The organism is Lysinibacillus sp. GW247-5R2A (assembly GCF_059424475.1).
In genome coordinates this window covers 85,955-106,751 of sequence record NZ_JBWKZL010000010.1, presented here as the reverse complement: position 1 = coordinate 106,751, position 20,797 = coordinate 85,955, and the positions used below count along the sequence as shown (strand labels likewise).

The 20,797-nt window shown below is 36.8% G+C and carries 17 protein-coding genes; 8 read left to right on the top strand and 9 right to left on the bottom strand.

Annotated elements, in window-relative coordinates:
- Window positions 1-8: 8 nt before the first annotated feature.
- The 3 genes from AC07YC_RS15925 to AC07YC_RS15915 form a co-directional block, all read right to left on the bottom strand.
- Window positions 9-716, bottom strand: coding sequence for an amino acid ABC transporter permease (locus AC07YC_RS15925; protein WP_494919862.1), 708 nt, complete (start codon window positions 714-716; stop codon window positions 9-11).
- A gap of 84 nt (window positions 717-800) precedes the next feature.
- Entirely contained in the window at window positions 801-1,664 is an 864-nt protein-coding gene (locus AC07YC_RS15920) for a transporter substrate-binding domain-containing protein (protein ID WP_494919861.1), read from the bottom strand.
- A 28-nt stretch (window positions 1,665-1,692) separates the two neighbouring features.
- Window positions 1,693-2,862 (bottom strand): acyl-CoA dehydrogenase family protein, encoded by a 1,170-nt coding sequence (locus tag AC07YC_RS15915; protein ID WP_494919860.1) that lies wholly within the window; start codon window positions 2,860-2,862, stop codon window positions 1,693-1,695.
- Window positions 2,863-3,131: 269 nt separating this feature from the next.
- Here AC07YC_RS15915 and AC07YC_RS15910 point away from each other — a divergent pair, with 269 nt between their 5' ends.
- Window positions 3,132-3,878 carry a YybI family spore inner coat protein gene (locus AC07YC_RS15910; RefSeq protein ID WP_494919859.1) on the top strand — a complete coding sequence of 249 codons (747 nt, stop codon included), beginning with the start codon at window positions 3,132-3,134 and terminating at the stop codon, window positions 3,876-3,878.
- A 96-nt stretch (window positions 3,879-3,974) separates the two neighbouring features.
- Here the strand turns inward: AC07YC_RS15910 and AC07YC_RS15905 are convergent, their stop codons facing one another.
- Window positions 3,975-4,349, bottom strand: a complete 375-nt coding sequence (locus tag AC07YC_RS15905; RefSeq protein WP_036147876.1) for a VOC family protein — start codon at window positions 4,347-4,349, stop codon at window positions 3,975-3,977.
- 206 nt (window positions 4,350-4,555) lie between these two features.
- Between AC07YC_RS15905 and AC07YC_RS15900 the strand changes: the two genes are divergently transcribed.
- Together AC07YC_RS15900 and AC07YC_RS15895 are read left to right on the top strand one after the other, a co-directional pair.
- Complete coding sequence (locus AC07YC_RS15900) at window positions 4,556-6,505, top strand: HAMP domain-containing methyl-accepting chemotaxis protein (RefSeq protein WP_494919858.1); 1,950 nt, start codon at window positions 4,556-4,558, stop codon at window positions 6,503-6,505.
- A gap of 267 nt (window positions 6,506-6,772) precedes the next feature.
- Window positions 6,773-8,722, top strand: coding sequence for a methyl-accepting chemotaxis protein (locus AC07YC_RS15895; RefSeq protein WP_494919857.1), 1,950 nt, complete (start codon window positions 6,773-6,775; stop codon window positions 8,720-8,722).
- Window positions 8,723-8,766: 44 nt separating this feature from the next.
- On the opposite strand, the gene AC07YC_RS15890 is transcribed toward AC07YC_RS15895, so the two are convergent.
- Window positions 8,767-9,186, bottom strand: coding sequence for a VOC family protein (locus AC07YC_RS15890; RefSeq protein ID WP_069483167.1), 420 nt, complete (start codon window positions 9,184-9,186; stop codon window positions 8,767-8,769).
- 236 nt (window positions 9,187-9,422) lie between these two features.
- Between AC07YC_RS15890 and guaC the strand changes: the two genes are divergently transcribed.
- Window positions 9,423-10,406 (top strand): GMP reductase, encoded by a 984-nt coding sequence (gene guaC / locus AC07YC_RS15885; RefSeq protein ID WP_336636306.1) that lies wholly within the window; start codon window positions 9,423-9,425, stop codon window positions 10,404-10,406.
- Window positions 10,407-10,610: 204 nt separating this feature from the next.
- Complete coding sequence (locus AC07YC_RS15880) at window positions 10,611-12,344, top strand: methyl-accepting chemotaxis protein (protein WP_494919856.1); 1,734 nt, start codon at window positions 10,611-10,613, stop codon at window positions 12,342-12,344.
- Window positions 12,345-12,401: 57 nt separating this feature from the next.
- Here AC07YC_RS15880 and AC07YC_RS15875 read toward each other — a convergent pair whose 3' ends face one another.
- Entirely contained in the window at window positions 12,402-12,626 is a 225-nt protein-coding gene (locus tag AC07YC_RS15875; RefSeq protein ID WP_008177853.1) for a hypothetical protein, read from the bottom strand.
- Window positions 12,627-12,843: 217 nt separating this feature from the next.
- Here AC07YC_RS15875 and psiE point away from each other — a divergent pair, with 217 nt between their 5' ends.
- Window positions 12,844-13,299 (top strand): phosphate-starvation-inducible protein PsiE, encoded by a 456-nt coding sequence (gene psiE / locus AC07YC_RS15870; RefSeq protein WP_008177855.1) that lies wholly within the window; start codon window positions 12,844-12,846, stop codon window positions 13,297-13,299.
- A gap of 15 nt (window positions 13,300-13,314) precedes the next feature.
- Here psiE and AC07YC_RS15865 read toward each other — a convergent pair whose 3' ends face one another.
- Window positions 13,315-14,571: a GNAT family N-acetyltransferase gene (locus AC07YC_RS15865; protein ID WP_336636304.1), complete on the bottom strand. Its 1,257-nt coding sequence runs from the start codon at window positions 14,569-14,571 to the stop codon at window positions 13,315-13,317.
- A 119-nt stretch (window positions 14,572-14,690) separates the two neighbouring features.
- On the opposite strand from AC07YC_RS15865, the gene AC07YC_RS15860 reads away from it, so the two are divergent.
- Both AC07YC_RS15860 and AC07YC_RS15855 read left to right on the top strand, forming a co-directional pair.
- Window positions 14,691-15,734 (top strand): HAAS signaling domain-containing protein, encoded by a 1,044-nt coding sequence (locus AC07YC_RS15860; protein WP_336636303.1) that lies wholly within the window; start codon window positions 14,691-14,693, stop codon window positions 15,732-15,734.
- Window positions 15,735-15,860: 126 nt separating this feature from the next.
- On the top strand, window positions 15,861-17,006 hold the full coding sequence (locus tag AC07YC_RS15855; RefSeq protein ID WP_008177860.1) for a SpoIIE family protein phosphatase: 1,146 nt from the start codon (window positions 15,861-15,863) through the stop codon (window positions 17,004-17,006).
- Window positions 17,007-17,052: 46 nt separating this feature from the next.
- Here the strand turns inward: AC07YC_RS15855 and AC07YC_RS15850 are convergent, their stop codons facing one another.
- Both AC07YC_RS15850 and AC07YC_RS15845 read right to left on the bottom strand, forming a co-directional pair.
- Window positions 17,053-17,907 (bottom strand): CheR family methyltransferase, encoded by an 855-nt coding sequence (locus tag AC07YC_RS15850; RefSeq protein ID WP_336636302.1) that lies wholly within the window; start codon window positions 17,905-17,907, stop codon window positions 17,053-17,055.
- Window positions 17,908-17,909: 2 nt separating this feature from the next.
- Window positions 17,910-20,657, bottom strand: a complete 2,748-nt coding sequence (locus tag AC07YC_RS15845) for an ATP-binding protein (protein WP_494919855.1) — start codon at window positions 20,655-20,657, stop codon at window positions 17,910-17,912.
- Window positions 20,658-20,797 lie beyond the last annotated feature (140 nt).

Below are 20,797 nucleotides of genomic sequence, written 5' to 3'. Positions count from 1 at the left end.
ACGCCTCCTTACGTTGTTTCTAAGGTCTTTTTACCCTTACCAAATACCTTTTCTAATATAGTAAATATCTTTTCAATAATAATAGATAATACCCAATAAATAATAGCCAAGGCGATATAAATCTCTAAGGCATGAGCATTAATATTACTAGCTATAATTAAATTGGCCTTCCCTACAATATCAATTAATCCGATCGTATAGGCCAAGGCACCTTCCTGTAATAAAGCAATCATGCCATTTCCAAAGTTCGGTAATGCGACGACAAGTGCCTGGGGGAAAATAATTCTTCGGTAGGCTTGTATGGGCGTTAACCCTACACTAACAGCCGCTTCAAACTGCCCTTTAGGAATGGCTAAATAAGCCGATCGCATCACCTCTGACATAATTGCTGCAAATTGTAAGGTGAATGTTACTACCACGAAAATAGCCGTTTCAATGGAATGGAGATTGAGACCAAAGTTTTCAGCTAATGCTGGGACACCATAATAGACAAGAAATAATAAAACAATAGATGGTGTACATCGCATAATCGTTGTATATAGATTCGCTAGTTTTCGTAATAGCTTAACAGAAGAGAGCTTAGCTGCCGCTAGTAATAAGCCAAATATTGTGCCTAAGACAATAGAGGACCCTGCCACTAAAAACGTAATTTTTATAAACGGTAATAAGACGGGGATTGCGCTCCAAATATAGGTCGCGTCAAAGTATTTATCCATTTCCTCACCAACTTTTGTTTTATGAATAAAGACTGCTGAGCATGCCAGCCTCAACAGTCTTCATAATGGTCAATATGCTTTAAATTAACGATTAACAGTTTCTAACACTTCAAATAAATCACGGCCATAGAATTTTGTGCTCAATTCGTTTGTGTGCTTCTGTTCTTTAATTTGAGCAATGGCTTTATCGTAAGCATCCGCAAATTCTTGTTCTTTTTTATTGAAAAGTGGCCATGTTTTAATCACAGAAAATTCATTATAGACTACTTCATCTTTTAAGTTATTATAGGGTCCATCTTCTGCAAGTACTTGCTGTTTAAATGGTCCTTCAATCATAACGCCACCATCGACGCGCCCTTCATTTACCCACTGCACAACATCAACTGTAAATGCGTCACCCGCTTGAAGCTTTACTTTATTGTCAGGGTTGGCCGTATTATATTCATCAATAATTGTGTATTGCGCGTTATTAGCTGCAATAGGTGCCAACGAATAGCCCTTTTTCGCAAAATCAGCTAATGTCTTTATCCCTTCATCTTCTTTACGTAATACTAGGCCTGCACTACTTAATCCTAAAAATTCCTTTGGGAAAATAAATTTCTCTGTACGTTCCTGTGTAAAGAATGCGTTTTTCACCCCAACCTGATATTTCCCTTGCTCTACACCAATTAATAAATCATCACTTGTCGTTCCTACATATTCAAATTGATAGTCTGGTAATAATTCATCTACTAATTTCATTACCTCTACGTCATAACCAGTTGGATTTCCATTATCATCTATATAACTAATAGGCTTTGAGGCCTGATCATAGGCAACTTTGACTGTACGAACTTCGCCACCATCATCTGAATTCTTATCAGCTGATTCTCCAGAATTACAGCCCGCTAAAAGTGCGATGGAAGCCAATCCAATCGCGGCAAATTGAAATATCTTATTCTTCTTCATGAAACATTTCTCCTTATTATCCACATTATTATTGATGGTCATTTAATTTCTGCTGTTCGATAGCAGCCGTTGCTAATTTAATTATGGTCATATCATCCATTGGTGGGTTATGAAGCCCCGCACGTACGTTTCGATAATAGCGCTGTAGCGGATTTGACAATTGTAAGCTTTTCGCCCCGACTACACGCATCGCCTTATCGACAATGTCAATTGCGATATTCGTTACGGTATGTTTAGCAACAGCCATTTCATTTGTTAAAATGGCACGTCTTGCTGGATCATCGTATGCCTCAGCTACCCCATATAAGACAAAGCGTGCTTGATGAAGCTTTAACTCGATGTCTCCTAAAAGCTGTTGAACATTTGGTAATGTACTAATCGGGGCATTCAAACTATTAGGTTGATGATGATTAGCGAAATGTACCGCATAGTCACGGGCAGCTTGTGCAATTCCTAGGTATGTGGCCGGGATATGTAGAATCCAGCCATTTATTTTACCGCCACTAGGATGGTTTGGTAATTCGACTAAATGATCTTTAGCCACAACGACATCATTTAATACGAGATCATGGCTGCTAGTACCTCGCATGGCAGACATTTCCCAATTTTCCTCAATGGATAAGCCTATTGAATCTTTATGGATAAGGAAGAACCCAATTTGTTGCTTCTCTTCAATCCAAGCCGAAGTGAGGAAATAATCTAACACTGGCGAAGCTGTAGTAAAGATTTTGCGTCCATTTATGCGCCATCCGTCTTTTAGTGAAACAGCATTTGTTCCTGGTCTCCCCCCACGTGTTGGGCTCCCAGTTGCTGCTTCACTTACAGCCCTATTAATCATGGCGCCTTTCTTTATTTCCTCTGCGAATGCTGTTAATGAATCCTCCGTCCATAATTTTGTGGCATATATTTCGCCCACAACGCCTAATGTCCATCCGAGGGAGAGCGAGGCATTCTCGTCATAGCTTGCTAATGTTTCTTGTATAAGCACCATGTCATAGACTGATAGGCCCTCTCCTCCATATTGTTTCGGTAAAGTCAGTTGCGGATAACCAATTTGTTGGAGTAGTCGATGTGCTTCAAACGGGAAACGAGATTGTTCATCTACCTCAGCTGCCTCGGCCTTTATAGGACTTGAGATGGCTTCTAACTTCTCTAACCAAAATCGTTGTTGCTCCGTTTTAACAAATAAATTCTTCAAAAAATCTCCTTCTTCCCAATATATATAAATCTTATATACTTACTAAGAATTAATAATAAAAAAAATCCCGCGCTACAAATTTGTAGTGAGATAACATGTGGTACTGAATTTTCTGATTCGTTGACATTTATATTACTTATCACCTTTAAAAATGTCAATGGGTGAAATTCAAGTTTTTTTGTCTGTTTAATATGGTTTAGACCTATTCGAATTTTTATGCACCAAGCTTTGTTTACAACATATGCTAAGACTATGAGAGAGGTGTATATATGACGAATAACATAAATTCTCCGCAAGGTGCGGGCATCGCATCCCATTTAGCACCACAGGTTATTCAAACTAAATTTGGAGATATTAATGGGGATGGCTTCTTTGAAACTATTTTTTTAATGGGGACTCAAAAGCCTGGTAGCCCTTTATGGGAAAACATAACCTTAACCATTTTTTACGGGCAAACAGGGCGAATCGAACAAATCCCACTAAAAGAAAATGTGGGCTATCACCCAACCATTTTTCTAGGAGATTTTACTGGTAATCATATTGAGGATATCATGGTTATTTCTGATACAGGAGGTAGCGGAGGAATTATTAACGGGCAAATATTCTCCTCTACAAATAATCAGGTGCATTCCATTTTTGACACAGAATCATTTAATACTAAGCTCCACTATACAGTCAATTATGCCAACAACTATAAGGCAGTTGTTCAAAGTAAGGCTCCTGCAAAAAAATATATACTTGATCTACAATATAAAGGTCCGGAATATTTAGCAGAAATCTATCATCCAGATGGGACATTAAAGCAACCGATTGAAGGCTGGGTTGACCCAATTAGCGGATTATATCCTGTCGATTATGATCGGGATGGGACCTATGAAATTTTAGCGTATCAAGAGATTGCAGGTAGGTACCATGCTGATGGCTTAGGATATGTGGAAAATATATTAAAATGGGATGGCCACGAATTTGTAGTAGATAGACAAACGGTTAGTATTTTCGGAGAAGATTTACCTTAGAGGACTAACTCACATTTATATAAGAAGATATTAAACAGGAATCTGCTTATTTTTGCCTACTTCACGACAAAAATAAGCGGATTCATTCATTTATTATTATTTTTCAACTAATGCAAAGTAGTTGTTTTCTGGATCAGCAAAATTAAAAACTCTACCCATTGGCATCATGACTAAATCGCCCACTTTAATGCCCTTTGCCTGAAAATCCTGATACATTTCTTCAATTTGGTCAGCGTAAAACATAATAGAGGGTGTTCCTAAATTTAATTCTGGCTGCATTTTAGCAATGATTTCTTTATTGTGTAGCACAAAGGATGTTTGAGCTTCCTTCGACGGTGCAATTTCAATCCAACGCATTCCCGCCTCTTCCTGCTCGTTTTTAATAATAAACCCTACTTTTTCTGTCCAAAATTTCACTGCAGCATCTTGGTCGTTAACATATAACATGACTTGTCCAATTTGATGAATCATGACTCTATTCCCTCCTCTTTTATGAAATTAGTATACAACAAATCAAAACATTATATAGCTTCTAACAAATCTGTTTAGCGAAATTTCTAAAAATTGATAATAATATCTTTTAGGGCTTACCTTTTACTTTATTTCTGTTAGAATGAGAATTATTTACCTTATAGGGAAAAGTATAGAATAAAAAATGTTATGTGAGGATAATACAAGTGAAACAACTAAGTGTAAGAAAAAAGCTTATTTTTTCGTTTTTAGCAATGCTTCTCATTCCAACACTGTTAATTGGAATAGTGTCGTACCAAAGCGCTGAAAAGCAAATTTCAGAAGAACAGCAAGCTAGTGCAACTGAAAGCGTGCGCATACTTAATACAAATATTACGAACACGATTGAACCAAAATTGAAAGATGTACAATATTTCTCAAAAAAGTTTAATCAATCTTATTTCCAGGAAAATAAAATTCCTGAGCTTAAATCTCTTCTACAGGAATATGTGAATATGCACCCTGAGGTTGACCTTATTTATATTGGTACTGCTGAAGGGAAACTACTGGATGAACCTGTTCAAGTGTATGCGGATGACTTTGATCCTCGTACAAGACCTTGGTATAAGCAGGCCTTAGAAAATAATGGCCAAGTCTCAATTACCGCACCGTATGTTTCAAAATCTACAGACGATATGGTCATTACCATCACTCAAGCTCTACCAGATGGTTCAGGTGTATTAGGAATAGATTTAAATATTTCTACATTAAGCGACATTACGAATGAAATACGCATCGGCGAAACGGGCTATGCCTCTCTTTTAGATAACAATAAAATCTATATTGCTCAGCCTGATACGGAAAGTGGTACTGAGGCAACAGAAAACTATATCGCGAAAGTTTATGAACAAGAAAGCGGGACGATTATTGATAGAGATCGTCATTTACAGTTTGTTACTAATGAGCTTACTGGTTGGAAGGTTATTGGTACAATGTTTACCGCAGAAGCAGCAAAAGCAGCTGCCTCCACATTAAATATCAACTTAATCATCATTGTTGTCTCAATTGTAGTTGGTGTGATTTTTATGCTCTTTATGATTAAATCTGTTGTTAATCCCATTAATAAGCTGAAACATAGCGCCTTAAAAATTAGTGAAGGCGATTTAACTGAGTTTATAGACATTCATTCCAAGGATGAAATTGGACAACTTGGTGAAGCCTTTATCTCTATGAAGGTAAGCTTGAAAAAACTGATTCGCAACGTGGACCAAAGCTCGCAGCATGTACAAACTTCTGCTCAAGATTTATCTGCAAACGCTGAGCAAAATATTGCTACCTCTGAGCAGGTTGCTGACGCCGTACAACAGATGGCTATCAGTACAGAGAAACAAACTACTGCTATTGACCAAAATGCGATTTCCGTGGAGGAAATTGCTAAGGGGGTTGTCGAAGTTGCAGATAGTTCTATGCAGGTATCTGATCTTTCTAGCCATGCTATCCAATTGGCAGAGGAAGGTGGTCAAGCTGTCGAACAAACCGTTAGGCAGATGAATTCGATTCATGAGTCTGTTACACGATCAGATACAATGATTAAGACACTTTATGATCGCACAAAAGAAATCGGCTCCATTTTGGAAATGATTAGTGCGATTTCAGACCAAACAAATTTACTTGCGCTGAATGCTGCTATAGAGGCAGCAAGAGCAGGAGAGCATGGAAAAGGTTTTGCCGTAGTGGCCGATGAAGTTCGAAAATTAGCAGAGCAATCACATCACTCAGCAGAACAAATTTCTGCACTCATTACGACTATTCAACAAGATACCGCTAAATCTGTACAAACAATGGTAAAAGCATCTTCAGATGTCCAAGATGGCTTACAACTAACGGAGGAAACGAATAAAAAATTTGCGAATATTATTGCAAGCCTTCGAAACATCGCACCAAAAATGGAGGATATTTCGGCTTCCGCTCAAGAAATGTCAGCAGTCGTGGAGGAAGTCTCTGCTACAGCCATTGAACTATCAGACCATGCTAAATTAAATGCAGCCGCTACAGAGGAGGTTGCAGCTTCAACTGCAGAGACTTTATCCTCCATGCAGGACATAGCCTCTGCAGCTAAAACGTTACTTGATATGGCTGATGAATTACAGGGTCATGTAAATCGTTTTCACTATTAAGGTACCTCATTTAAAAATCTGGGTTAAGCAGTCCTTGAGCCCAGATTTTTCTTTTGTCTAAAACTACAAAATAGGACATTTTTCTATAAATATCCCCAAAACATAACTTTATTTTCCAGATTTTTCAGAAAATTATGTTGATTATTCTCCCTTTTCCTCTTAGAATCAGATTACAACATGAAAGACTAATTCCATGTATAACCATTATTAGCCTTCGTTGTCCCATGATCTACAAACTTATCATGACATATTAAGGAGGAATACCCTATGAAACAACTTAGTTTAAGAAAGAAACTCATCTTTTCATTTTTAGTCATCCTTCTCGTTCCTGCACTTATGATCGGCTATACCTCCTTTAAAAGTACTAAAAGTCAAATTTTAAATGAGCAACAAGCAAGTGCTATGGAAAGTGTCAGAATGCTTAATACCAATATTACAAATATGATTGCGCCTAAAGTATATGATATTGAATATTTTGCAAAAAAGTTAAATCTATCTCATTTACAGCCAAAGAATCGTCAGGAATTGAATAATCTTTTCCAAGAATACGTTCATACACACCCGGAGGTAGAATTGCTTTATATAGGTACTGCAGATGGTGGCATGATAGATGCACCTGTCCATGAGTATGCTAGCGATTATGATCCGCGTGTTCGACCTTGGTATACGGAAGCAATTGAAAACAAGGGACATGCATCAATCACTTCTCCTTATCTATCAAAATCTACAAATAATATCGTAGTGACCGTTATGCAAGCTCTCCCTGATGATTCAGGTGTTATTGCCTTAGATTTAAATATCTCTGTGCTAAGTGCACTAACAGATGATACACGTATTGGGAAAACTGGCTTTGCGGCCATACTGGATAGTAATCAGCTATATGTAGCACAAAGGGATAAAGAAAGTGGAACCGAAGCCACAGAAAAATATATATCCAAGGTTTATGAACAGCAGGAAGGCATCATTATTGAAAAAAAACAACATTTACGCTTTGAGACAAACGAACTGACAGGATGGAAGGTTATCGGAACAATGTTTACCGCAGAGGCTACAGATGCTGCCTCCGCAACCTTTACTATCACCTTACTAATCATTGCCGTTTCTATTATTGTTGGCATTATTTTTATGCTGGCTATGATTAAATCCATTGTTAGCCCTATTAAGCGATTACAGCAGAGCGCATTAAAAATAAGTGATGGGGATTTAACGGAATATATTGATATTCATACGAAGGATGAAATTGGACAGCTTGGTGAGGCATTTGTCTCCATGAAAGTAAACTTAAAAAAGCTCATTCGCAATGTTGATCAAAGCTCTCAGCATGTTCAAACTGCTGCACAAGGTCTTTCAGCAAATGCGGAGCAGAATATCGCTGCTTCTGAACAAGTGACAGAGGCAATGCAGCAAGTAGCTATCAGTACAGAAAAACAAACAACAGGAATCGATCAAAATGCCATTTCCATAGAGGAAATTGCAAAAGGAGTTGTAGAGGTAGCAGATAGTGCACTACAAGTCTCTGATCTATCCAGTCAGGCTATCCATTTAGCAGTGGAGGGTGGACAATCTGTCGAACAATCGGTGAATCAAATGGTATCCATCCATGAATCTGTAGCACAGTCCGATAGCATGATTAAATCACTATTCGATCGTACAAAAGAAATAGGCTCCATCATCGAGATTATTAGTAACATTTCAGACCAAACAAATCTTCTTGCATTGAATGCAGCGATTGAGGCTGCACGAGCTGGCGAAAATGGCAAAGGCTTTGCAGTTGTGGCAGATGAAGTACGTAAATTGGCAGAACAATCTCATCAATCAGCAGAACAAATTGCCACGCTAATTACAGGCATTCAACAAGATACGGCTAAATCTGTTCAAACCATGATGAAGGCTTCTGCAGATGTCCAAGATGGCTTACAGCTGTCTGAGGACACAAAGAAGAAATTTATAAGTATTATTGAGAGCTTACGAAACATTGCTCCTAAAATGGAGGATATATCGGCTTCTGCTCAGGAAATGTCTGCTGTAGTGGAAGAGGTTTCGGCAACGGCCATTGAACTATCGGATCATGCTAAACTCAATGCAGCGGCATCTGAAGAAGTAGCCGCTTCAACTGAACAAACATTGTCCTCGATGCAGGAAATCGCATCATCTTCTAAAGCATTACTCGATATGGCGGATGAATTACAGGGCTATGTCAATCGTTTTCATTACTAAAAATAAAGCACGGTGAATGATCACCGTGCTTTGAATTATATTAATTATTCATTTACCTCATGGCTAAACTGCCACTCTACACCAAATTTATCTGTAAGGGAGCCGTAACATTTGCTCCAAAAAGTTTCTTGAAGCTCCATAACAACTTTCCCACCATCTTTAAGCTTATCAAATGCTTTTCGCATCTGCTCTTCATCATCAGAAACAACTGCTAATGTAACATTGTTTCCAACCGCATATGGTGAGCCTGGAAATGTATCTGAGAACATAATTCTACTACCGAATACGGAAAGTCGTGTATGCATAACAAGATCTTTTGCTTCCTCTGGTAATGGATAATCAGGGTTTTGTGGTGAATCCCCAAACGTCATAATTTCAGCCTTGTCCGTACTAAACGCATCTTCGTAAAACGCTACAGCTTCTCGACAATTCCCGTTAAAAACTAAATATACCTCTACCGCCATTTCCAACACTCCCTTGACATTTTTTGAAACAATTATATTGTACATGGATTATAAATCATAACACAAACTAAAAGATAAATAATTCATCTATAACATAAGAAATATAGCCTTATCTTCAAATTTTTTATTTATTTTAGCAAAAGCTTTGACATTTCCTCAAAAATCATGTAAATTACCAAATGGCGAACAATTTAAAATAAATCTTTAAAAATATTCGTATTTTAGGAGTGTATATAATGGATAACGTATTTGACTATGAAGATATTCAACTAATTCCCGCAAAATGTATCGTAGAAAGCCGTTCAGAATGTGATACTTCCGTTACTTTAGGAGGGCATACTTTTAAACTTCCTGTAGTACCTGCTAATATGCAAACAATTATTGATGAAACTCTTGCTAAGAAGCTTGCTGAAAACGGTTACTTTTATATCATGCACCGCTTCCAACCAGAAGCACGTATTAACTTTATTCAAGATATGCATGGCAGTGATTTAATTGCTTCAATTAGTGTTGGTGTAAAAGAAGAAGAATATGCGTTTATTGAAGAATTAGCAGCTACAAATGTTGTACCCGATTTCATTACAATCGATATTGCACATGGCCATTCTAATGCTGTTATTCGTATGATTCAGCATATTAAAAAACACTTACCAAATAGCTTTGTTATTGCTGGTAACGTGGGAACACCAGAAGCAGTACGTGAGCTTGAAAACGCTGGGGCTGATGCGACAAAAGTTGGAATTGGACCAGGTAAAGTATGTATTACTAAAATTAAAACAGGCTTTGGTACAGGTGGCTGGCAGTTAGCTGCACTTCGTTGGTGTGCAAAAGCTGCTACAAAGCCAATTATTGCTGATGGTGGTATTCGTACACACGGTGATATTGCTAAGTCTGTACGTTTTGGGGCTTCAATGGTAATGATCGGTTCTTTATTCGCGGGTCACGAAGAGTCACCTGGTCAAACAATCGAAGTCGAGGGTAAAAAGGTAAAAGAATACTTCGGCTCTGCTTCAGAATTCCAAAAAGGCGAACGTAAAAACGTCGAAGGAAAGAAAATGTATGTTGAGCATAAAGGAAATATTAAAGATACATTAATTGAAATGCAGCAAGACTTACAATCTTCTATTTCTTATGCAGGTGGCACAAAGCTAGATGCTATTCGAAATGTTGATTATGTAATCGTGAAAAACTCTATCTTCAATGGAGATAAAGTGTACTAATACGTTACAACCCCACTTCAGGATAGAACAATCTGAAGTGGGGTTTTTTAGATCATTTCATTATCCCCATTTCTTTATAAACACCGTGCCTACAATACAAAACAAAATTATTCTATTTATTATCAGAATTTTCTATTTTATTAGATAATTTTATATTATACTATAACTATACTGTATTACTTTAGAGGAACGGAGGTCTTTTCTATGATTAAATCAGTACGTAATAAGTTGGTCGCTTTAGCCATTATTGTTATTCTCATATCTACAGTGCTGGTTGGAACAGTGAATTATTTTGTAGCAAAAGGCGAGATGGATCAGGTAGGTAGACAAAGTCTTAAGAATGGTACTCTAGGCATACTTGAATTAATTGCACAATTAGATGGCCAGGTTCAAAATGGAAAATTAACGTTAGAGGAAGCACAGGAAAGTGCCAGAACACAGATTGTTGGTAATAAAATTGAAGATCAAAAGCGATCAATCGATAACCCTGTAAAATACGGTGATAATTTTTATTTCTATGCCTTTAAGGACAATGGTATGGTTGAAACTCACCCCTCTCTTGAAGGTCAAAATATATCCGACTTACAAACGAGTGATGGACGTTATTTTGTAAAGGAAATGATTGAAACGGCACAAGCAGGTGGCGGATATGTGCGGTATGACTGGGCCCTACCCTCCAATCCAGATATTGTTGCTCCAAAAATTACTTATGTTGAAATGGACAAGCATTGGGGATGGATTATCGCGGCTGGTACATATGAAATGGATTTTAATGCAGGCACTAAAAATGTTTTAGTTTACACACTTGGTACAACCATCCTAGCTACTATAATTGGTGTCGTGCTTTTTTGGTTCTTCTCTGGACAGATGACCGCCTACATACGAAAAATTATGGTGATCACATCGGATATTGCGCAAGGTAAGCTCACAGGAGAGGACATTCCCATTACGACAAAGGATGAACTTGGCACACTAGCGAATAATGTCAATAATATGAAGCAAAGCTTGCATGAGATGGTCAACAATACAAAGGATAGTGCCTCCCAAATGAGAGTTTCTTCAGAAATGCTTAGTGCGATTACAGAGGAAACGACCGCCTCAGCTGATGAAATCCATCAAGCTATCAACGACATTTCTAAAGGGGCTGTTGTGCAGGCAGAGGAAGCTGAAATGGCTAGTAGTAAAGTGGAAACACTATCATCTCTGATTTCCAATGCTACAAGTAAATATAAGGACATTACCGAAAATATGAATACTATTAATCAATCACAAGAACATGGTAGACAAAAAGTAGATCTATTACTGCAAAATTCTCATGAATTCACGCAAGTAATCGAAGAGTTAAGAACTAATTTTTCAAGTTTAACAAATCAGATGAAAGAAATTCATCAAGTAGTTCAAACAATAACTTCCATTTCAGAGCAAACAAATTTATTAGCGCTAAATGCAAGTATCGAAGCCGCTCGTGCAGGTGAACACGGTAAAGGATTTGCTGTAGTAGCAGAAGAAGTACGAAATTTATCAGAGGATACAAATGAAGCAACTAATCGTGTCAAAAATCTATTACAGCGCATTGAGATTGATACGGTCAATTCAGATACAAAAATGATACACACTCTTCAGCTTTCACAAAGTCAGGCAATGTCGATTACAGAAGTAAAAGGAGCTTTTACTTTCCTAGCCGATTCTATTCAGGATATAACCGAGCACCTTGTTTCTCTTAATGAGGGTATGAGTGAAATGGCAGAAAACCGTGTGGTGGTCATTCATGCTATTAACGAAATAGCGAGCGTGGCCACAGAATCTGCTGCTGCAACAGAGCAAATTAATGCATCTATTGATGAACAGAAGTCAGCCGTTACGTCTATCATGCACTCCTCACAGGAGCTCCATTCAGAGGCAGAGCGTATGTATGAATTAGTAGAACGCTTTACATGACATGTGACATCCTATAAAAAAGAATGCTACGAAATGGTCGTAGCATTCTTCTTTACATTATAGTTTGTTAATAACTGCGTGGATTGTTTCCTTTAGTTCTGCATCATAGCTAGAAAGATCTACAAGGTTTCCTACACGCTCACGTAATACTGGGCGTTCAATTACTAGCTTCTCATCAAGTACTTGAACAAGTAGCTCGATAATAAGACGATCACGAACAACTAACGCTTCTTCTAAACGCTCTGGTGTAATTTTCGCATCTGTTTTTGCTGATTTTGCCATTTCAAAAACCCCTTTTAAATTTTATATTCATGCACATCTATTTTAGCATACCACTAAATTATTTTAAAAACTTTCTTTCACAAAAAATACCAAAACTTTACAATTTCTAAAAGAAAGATTTACGACAATTTGTTATATTCATATCATAATACACTCGTATTTTGCCATATGATAAATATGTTTAGGCTCACTATACAAATCCGATTGGAGGAGTTATATGAATCAAAAAAATTCAACCTATATACAGCTCATTAAAGCTGTACCAAAGTCTTTGCAACTTTTTCTGAATGTTTGCCTAGTCCTCTTAGCCCTCATACTAGCGTTTTTACTCTTTAAGGAGCTAATAGAATTTCTTAAAATATTGCTCTTCTCTAAGGAAGGTGGCGATTACAAGCTATTCCTAGCCAACATCCTTATATTCTTCTTGTACTTTGAGTTCATTACGATGATTATTAAATATTTTAAAGAGGATTATCATTTTCCGCTTCGATACTTTATATATATAGGTATCACAGCCATGATTCGATTAATTATCGTTGAGCACGATCATCCTCTTAATACGTTAATCTATTCCGTTATTATTCTCATACTCATCATTAGTTACTTTATTATTAATATTACACCACTTGAAAGACCAACACGATCATCTCTATTTATGAAAAAGGAACATTAGGTCAGCACAACTATTCTAAAATGCCGTCGTACATTTTGGCTTTTCAAATACAAAGAAAAATTGCTGTAAAGCCTGTAGATATTGCTCCTGACTGATTTTTATTTGCTGCAGCATATACAGTTCTTGTACCGTTATGACTCCCATTACCAGTGAGGAAAGCTCAGCCACATCTACAACTACTTCTACATCATAGCGACCACTTTCAATAATGTTTATCGTTCCTTCAACCACCTCGATAATGAGTTGCTGATTATTTTCAGCAAGTAATGAGTCCGAAACGGTTAATTTAAATGTCAGTGTTACACCATTAAAATGGTGTGTCGTTAACTCTTCAAAAAAACCTTTTACATTTATAATACGGTACATCAGTCCAACCCCTGACACGGCATTTTCATGGTAAACACTAGGAATTAAATGATTTGTACCATTTCTGACATCGCCTAAAAAGAAATGAACATTGTCTTCTTGTGTATTCCACTCAATGCGGTTTACCTGATCTGCCTGACTGTTTAAAAATGTACTCAGCTCTAACAATGCCTGCGGTGTCTCATATACCCATTCTTTAATGACTAAATTATTCAACATAAAATTACTCTCACCTTGCTTTTCAAATGAAAAAACGATATAGCCTTGTACGCTATCATCCTCTTTCATCGCAATCACATAGTTTTCGTCGTTTTTAAAAATAAAGGAAAGCTCTGATTTTGTTTTAAGAAACATTCCATGCTTTTGAGACGCTACCCTGTTATAACAATCTGTTAGCTGCTTCTGATCTTGCACTGTTAAATATGTAAGGTGCTTCTTCGTTGGGCCTTTAGGAAAGCTTAAGGGCTCTACTAAATATTGATACATTCTCGGTCCATATCCAAACCCCATTTTCTTATAAAAATCGGGCCTAAACGGATACAAAGCGACAAAGTGAATATCCTTTGCTAAAAAAAAGTGAAAGAATTGATGGATTAACTCCTTCGCAACTTTTTCCTTTTTATGTAGTAAATCAACTGCAACAAGCCCTACTCCGCCAATCGGTATCATTTTAGAGAAAAGGTTCATTTGAAAATCATGTAATCGCATGCCGCCAATTAGTTTGTCATCTTCCCAAAGTCCAAAATAATTTAGGGATTCATCATGATTTTGATTATCCATAAAAAGATTTTTTAACTGCTCTTTTGTTATCTGAGCTCCGTTCATTCTTCCAGGGTAGGCTCCTACAACAATACTCGCAAAAGTTAAAAAATCCTGCTCTTTTACTAATCTCTCTACCATTCTCATGGTTTCCCCTCCATTTTCAAAGTAGGATATGTCGTTCATATTCATTTTCCACCCATAATAACATATATTACCACGTCATATGAATGAACAATGAACATGATTAAAGGAGGAATAAAGAAATGACTTTAATTGATGCGTATATCGATGAAGTAACTAAAAGACTACATAAAAATAAACGTGAAAACATAAAGCTTGAGCTAAAAGCTACTATTGAAGATATGTTGCCAGAGCCATATTCAGAAGCAGATATAATGGAAGTGCTAAAAAAGCTTGGGAGCCCTGCAAAAGTGGCAGCAAGCTATCAAGATACGCCACGTTATTTAATTGGTCCAAACGTGTTTGAACCATACACTAGAACCATTAAACTCGTTTTTCCTTGGGCAATTTTTATAACAATCATTGTTCAAGTAATTCAGAGAATTTTCCTCTATTCAGGAGAAGAAGCCTTGCTCTCCACTATCATTTCAGCATTTTCCATGACCATTGTTGCCATTATTTCTGTATCATTTCACGTTTTGTTTTGGATCACCATTTTTTTCATCGTCATGGAACGCTCTAATGCGGATAAAATTCAATTATTGCCTTTCCTGAATGCCCCCAAGGAGTGGACACCTGAAAGTTTAAAAATGAAAACCATTCCTAAAGACAAACTCATCACTTTAAGTGATATAATTTTTAGCTTTGTAGGGGTTATTATTTTTACCTTTGTTTATTGGAATGCCAATCGTCTTTTAGGTATTTATACAACAAATGGGAATGGTAGCTTAAAGTTCGTTATGCCCATCTTTAATCAAACTATTTTACAATCCTATGCTCTCTTCTTTATGCTCTGTGTCATTCTTAGTCTTGCTTTAACATTTTTAAAATGGCGTACCGGGCAATGGACCATGACGATTGCTATCATCAATGCATTGCTTCAAGGTGCGGGAACTATTGTATTTATTGTCATCGCTGGTCATCAAGATTTTATCCATAGTGCTTCTATTCCTTACATTGCCGCAATCGTAGAAAGCAACACAGCCAAGGTCTCCTCTATAATAGATAAGATCCTACTTGCCAGTATGATCATTGCTGTTTTAGCCAATGCCTTTGATATATATCAAGGATTTAGAAAAGCTAAAATACCAGCCTCTAAAAATGATAAATTGAAAATTTATGATTGAAAGCTCTTCTTTCAAATCGCGAAAATACCTTTCTCCTCTAATGTTTTGTATAATAATAAAGTTGGAAGTAATTTATATACACGAATAATAATCTGCACAATTCAATTAGAGTAAGGGGAAATAACTATGACCATTCTTCTAGTAGATGACAATCAAGTCAATTTATTTGTCATTGAAAAAATACTGAAAAATGCAGGTTATGAGCACTGTGTTTCTCTTTCATCTGCTAATGAGCTATTTGATTATTTACAATTAAATGAACCAAATCCAACCGGAAGCTCAGTTGATTTAATTTTATTGGACATTATGATGCCTGAAGTAGATGGTATAGAGGCCTGCAAACGTATTAAACAAATTGAAAGATTAAGAGATATTCAAATCATCTTTGTTACAGCGCTCGAAGATAAAAACAAACTCGCAGAAGCATTAGATATCGGGGGTGTAGATTATATTACAAAACCGATTAATAAAACGGAATTGCTTGCTAGAATACGAGTTGCCCTACGTTTAAAAGCTGAATTAGATTGGCACACTCAACATGAAAAAAAAATACAATACGAATTGGATTTAGCTACTCATGTGCAAAGAAGCCTGCTTAGTCCACCGTTAAATGAAAAGGATATTCGTCTAGAAGTCTCATACCTACCATCCTCTAACTTGGCAGGTGATATGTACTATTGGCATAAAATAGATGATCATCGTTACGCCATTATTTTATTGGACATGATGGGCCATGGTATATCTGCAGCGCTAGTTTGTATGTTTATCTCCTCAGTTTTAAGAGAGGCTGTTAAACAATTAAACGACCCTGAACTTGTTATTAAAGAGCTGAATCGTTATATGACCCTCTTGCAAGATGGCAAGGATGAAAATCTTTATTATTTCACAGCGATTTATTTAGTGATTGATACGAAACAAAAAACAATCGAATACATAAACGCTGGTCATCCTGCGGGGTACGCATTAATTGATGAGGAAACTTGTGTTCCATTAAATCAAGGTAGCTGTGCAGTCGGCTTTTTCGATGAAATTAATGTCAAAAAACAATATATACAATACGAAAAAAATGTACAAATTGTTATGTTTACAGATGGTGTCTTAGAGGCAATGGGACCTTGTGAAATAGAATCCGAAAAGCATTTGCAAACGCTAACATCCTCTAAATGGGACTATGCTCAACCTCTCATCGACAACCTATTACCTAAGGACAAACAAAACAATCAACCAGATGATATGTGTGTCTTAATGATCCAAGCCCGTGCTGCTGATTAGATAAAAAGGAAGAGGCTACCTCCATCACAAGGTAGCCTCTTTCTCTTTACTCTATTTTTTGATAAATTCTTTCATTCCCAACAACTTCCCTATAATTCGAAATAACCTCTTCAAAGCGCAATGTTTCCTTATCGCCTAAACATAAAAACCCATTGTCGCTTAGGCTTTCATAAAACAAATGATGGACCTGACTTTGCAGCTGAGGTGAGAAATAAATAAGGACATTTCTACATAGGACAACATGAAATTCATTAAATGATTGATCTGTCACTAGGTTATGCTGGGCAAAAATAATATTCTTCAATAATGTTGGATGGAAATAAGCATATTGATAATCCGTCTTATAGTATTCCGAAAAAGCATGGGCTCCCCCTGCAAGCATATAGTTTTTCGTATATGCCTGCATTTTATGAATAGGAAAGACACCCTTCTTCGCCTTTTCTAATACTTGCTCATTCATATCTGTTGCATAAATGACAGCCTTGTCTATAAGCCCTTCCTCTTGAAGCAAGATGGCCATAGAGTAAACTTCCTCACCAGTTGCGCAGCCAGCATGCCAAATCCGGATTTCTTGGTATTCTCGTAAGGCTGGGATCACTTTTTCACGAAATGCCTTGAAAAAACTTGGGTTACGGAACATTTCCGTGACATTGATTGAAAAATCATTTAACAGCTGCTCTAAAAATTCCTGATCGTGAATAACCTTTTCCTGAACACGAGAAATGGTTGGAATGCTATTTATTCTCATTCTATTAAAAATTCGACGTGAAATGGAAGAACGGTTATATTGCCGAAAATCATACCCTGATAAACGATAAATAGCCTCTAATAACAAATCAATTTCTAAATTTGTTTGCTTATTCAATTGTATATTTTGCTCCAATGGCTCAAAATGTTCCATCTTTATAAACTCCCTTTAGAAACTAACCATACTCTTAAAACGGATATTAATTGATCTAAATTTAAAGGTTTACTAATATAATCAGATGCACCCGCTTGCAATGATTTATCACGGTCATTCTTCATAGCCTTCGCCGTCAGGGCGATAATCGGTAGATCTGTCCGCTTCATTTGTTGGCGAATAATAGTCATCGCTTCATAACCATCCATATTCGGCATCATAATATCCATAAGCACTAAATCAATCTCATGATGAGCTTGCAAAACCTCTAAACATTCCAGTCCATCTTTAGCCACTAAAATGTTCATACCCCTTGTTTCAAGTGCCGTTTTTAAGGCATAAATATTACGGTTATCATCGTCGACGATTAAAATATTTTTTCCTTGAAAAACCTCTACCTCATGTTTGAAAGCTTCCCTATTATCCTGCACCGGCTCTTCTCTAGGTGCCTCTTCCTCCATTGTTACAGCTACCTCATTTAAAGCAGCAAGCTTATCGCAATGATCTTCTTCAACCCCATTTGGTAAGCTTGGAATCGTTAACGTAAAGCTACTACCTTGTCCCTCTTCACTTTGCAGTGTAATCCAACCACCTAGTAGTTTCGCAAATTCCTTACAAATTGAAAGGCCCAGTCCTGTTCCACCATATTTTCGAACAGTAGCCCCATCTGCTTGCTGGAATGATTCAAAGATCAATTGATGCTTGTCTTTTGGAATTCCTATACCGGTATCTGAAACAGTAATTTCTAGCCAATCAGCGCTAATATCTTGCATATTGCTTGTAAGCTGGCTCTGTGCAAGCTGATTAATGGCTAAAGTTACAGATCCATGTTCCGTAAACTTAAAGGCATTTGATAATAAGTTCTTTACGATTTGCTGGAATCTCTTTTCATCTGTATAGAATACATCGACAACATTATCTGCCTTTGAAATATGGAAATCTATATTTTTCTTCCTTGCGACAGGTGCAAAAGTATGCTCAATTTGAACAGGTACTTCGCTCACATTTACTTCATTAAAAATGATATCTAGCTTTCCTGCCTCCACTTTTGATAAATCTAAAATATCATTAATCAATGCAAGCAAATCCTCACCTGATGAATGGATTACCTTCGCAAATTCAGCTTCCTCATCTGTTAAGTGGTCATGGTTATTTTCTGCGAGCATCTCTGACAAAATTAATATGCTATTTAAAGGCGTTCTAAGTTCATGTGACATATTCGCTAAAAACTCCGATTTATAATTAGAATTAAGTATAAGCTGTTCTGCACTTTCCTCTAATTCCTGCTTCGCCTTCTCTAGCTCGCGTGATTTGGACTCTGCCTCTTTCGTTCGCTCTTCAAGCTGCTCGTTAATCATCGTTAGCTCTTCTGTCTGCATTTGTAATTCCTCAGATTGTGTTTGAAGTTCTTCTGATTGAACTTGTAACTCCTCGGTCATTGCTCTTGATTCATTCAATAATCGAACAATTTCCATACGCCCTAATACACCGTTGACGGTTAAGCCAAAGGTTTCAGTAACCTGCTTCACTAGCTCCTGCTGTAATGCATTAAATTTAGTCATTGTAGCTAACTCAACAACAGCTATGACTTCATTTTCAAAAATAACAGGAATCAATAAAATATGCTGTGGTCTTATTTCACCTAGCCCTGTTCTAATTAAACGATAATCCTGCGGAATATTATCATAAAATAACACTCTTTTTTCTAATGCACATTGACCAATTAAACCTTGTCCTACCTTAAAGCTCTCCATACCGACACGATCATCTCCGTCAGCAAAAGCAGCCTTTTTCATAAATAGTACTTGTTCCCCTGCCTCTTCCCGAACATAGAACGCTCCAAGAGATGCCTGTGTTTTCTGTGCCATTTCTGATAGAAAAGTTTCAGCCAATTTCGTAATAGCTGAAATACCTTGATATTTTGTTACAATATCAGCAATATTCGTTTGTAACCATTCTCTCTTCTCAACTGATTCCAATAATAGATTGGTCGCATCGGCGAGCTCATTAATTTCATCATTTGTCTTAACATGTATTCTTCTTTTGAAATCGCCCTTCGTAGCAGCCATTTCCTGAATCGTTTGTGTGACCTCTGTTATAGTTTTTACAATGGAACGAGAAATTCCACTTGCTATGACAATAGCAATTACAGAAACAAAAATTAAAATCCCAAATAGACCACTAGTTAATTGACTATTTTGTTTGTCTAACTGAGCAGCCTTTGCTTGTGTGTAAGTATTTTCAGTTGCGCGAAATGCATCGAATAATTTGCGCATCTTCTCCATGTCTTGGCGTCCATTATCCACTTTAAAAAATTCCGTTAATGCTTTTGTATTCCCGTCCTTTTTATATTGAATAGTTGGCCCACCTGTTGTTTCAATCCAATGCTCGATCGTTTCCTCTATCTCTTTTAATTTTTCCTGCTGGGTTGGTTTGTCTTTCATTTGCTGATAAAGATCATTAAAATCTATTTTCCAGTTTTCCGCTCCATTATCATACGGCTCCAGATAACTAGGCTCACCCGTAATAATAAACGCTCGCTGACTTGATTCCATATCCAATATATATTTTTCAATATCATTGGTTAATGTTTTCACATTAGAGTCGTACTTAATAATAAAATTCCTTTCCTTTTGCAAAGAAGTAATTTGATTATTTAGGATGATCACTGATGCAAGTAAGCAAAGAATAATGATGATATAACCTAATGTAATTTTGGAGCGTATACCCAATTTAAAATTATTTAACATTTGGTTTTCCTACCTTTACCTTTCTTGAATTCTATTTTTGTTATAAATGTGACTAGAATTTTAACTTAAACTTTCCTATAAAGAAATTTTGCAGCCTGCGCATTAATAAGTCTTAGTTTCTCACATATACATTTTATATT

What these genes read in the sequence shown, in the direction of transcription:
- AC07YC_RS15925 (WP_494919862.1), bottom strand. Translation starts at nt 716, where the DNA reads ATGGATAAATACTTTGACGCGACCTATATTTGGAGCGCAATCCCCGTC.
- AC07YC_RS15920 (WP_494919861.1), bottom strand. Translation starts at nt 1,664, where the DNA reads ATGAAGAAGAATAAGATATTTCAATTTGCCGCGATTGGATTGGCTTCC.
- AC07YC_RS15910 (WP_494919859.1), top strand. Translation starts at nt 3,132, where the DNA reads ATGACGAATAACATAAATTCTCCGCAAGGTGCGGGCATCGCATCCCAT.
- AC07YC_RS15905 (WP_036147876.1), bottom strand. Translation starts at nt 4,349, where the DNA reads ATGATTCATCAAATTGGACAAGTCATGTTATATGTTAACGACCAAGAT.
- AC07YC_RS15895 (WP_494919857.1), top strand. Translation starts at nt 6,773, where the DNA reads ATGAAACAACTTAGTTTAAGAAAGAAACTCATCTTTTCATTTTTAGTC.
- AC07YC_RS15890 (WP_069483167.1), bottom strand. Translation starts at nt 9,186, where the DNA reads ATGGCGGTAGAGGTATATTTAGTTTTTAACGGGAATTGTCGAGAAGCT.
- guaC (WP_336636306.1), top strand. Translation starts at nt 9,423, where the DNA reads ATGGATAACGTATTTGACTATGAAGATATTCAACTAATTCCCGCAAAA.
- AC07YC_RS15880 (WP_494919856.1), top strand. Translation starts at nt 10,611, where the DNA reads ATGATTAAATCAGTACGTAATAAGTTGGTCGCTTTAGCCATTATTGTT.
- AC07YC_RS15875 (WP_008177853.1), bottom strand. Translation starts at nt 12,626, where the DNA reads ATGGCAAAATCAGCAAAAACAGATGCGAAAATTACACCAGAGCGTTTA.
- psiE (WP_008177855.1), top strand. Translation starts at nt 12,844, where the DNA reads ATGAATCAAAAAAATTCAACCTATATACAGCTCATTAAAGCTGTACCA.
- AC07YC_RS15865 (WP_336636304.1), bottom strand. Translation starts at nt 14,571, where the DNA reads ATGAGAATGGTAGAGAGATTAGTAAAAGAGCAGGATTTTTTAACTTTT.
- AC07YC_RS15860 (WP_336636303.1), top strand. Translation starts at nt 14,691, where the DNA reads ATGACTTTAATTGATGCGTATATCGATGAAGTAACTAAAAGACTACAT.
- AC07YC_RS15855 (WP_008177860.1), top strand. Translation starts at nt 15,861, where the DNA reads ATGACCATTCTTCTAGTAGATGACAATCAAGTCAATTTATTTGTCATT.
- AC07YC_RS15850 (WP_336636302.1), bottom strand. Translation starts at nt 17,907, where the DNA reads ATGGAACATTTTGAGCCATTGGAGCAAAATATACAATTGAATAAGCAA.
- AC07YC_RS15845 (WP_494919855.1), bottom strand. Translation starts at nt 20,657, where the DNA reads ATGTTAAATAATTTTAAATTGGGTATACGCTCCAAAATTACATTAGGT.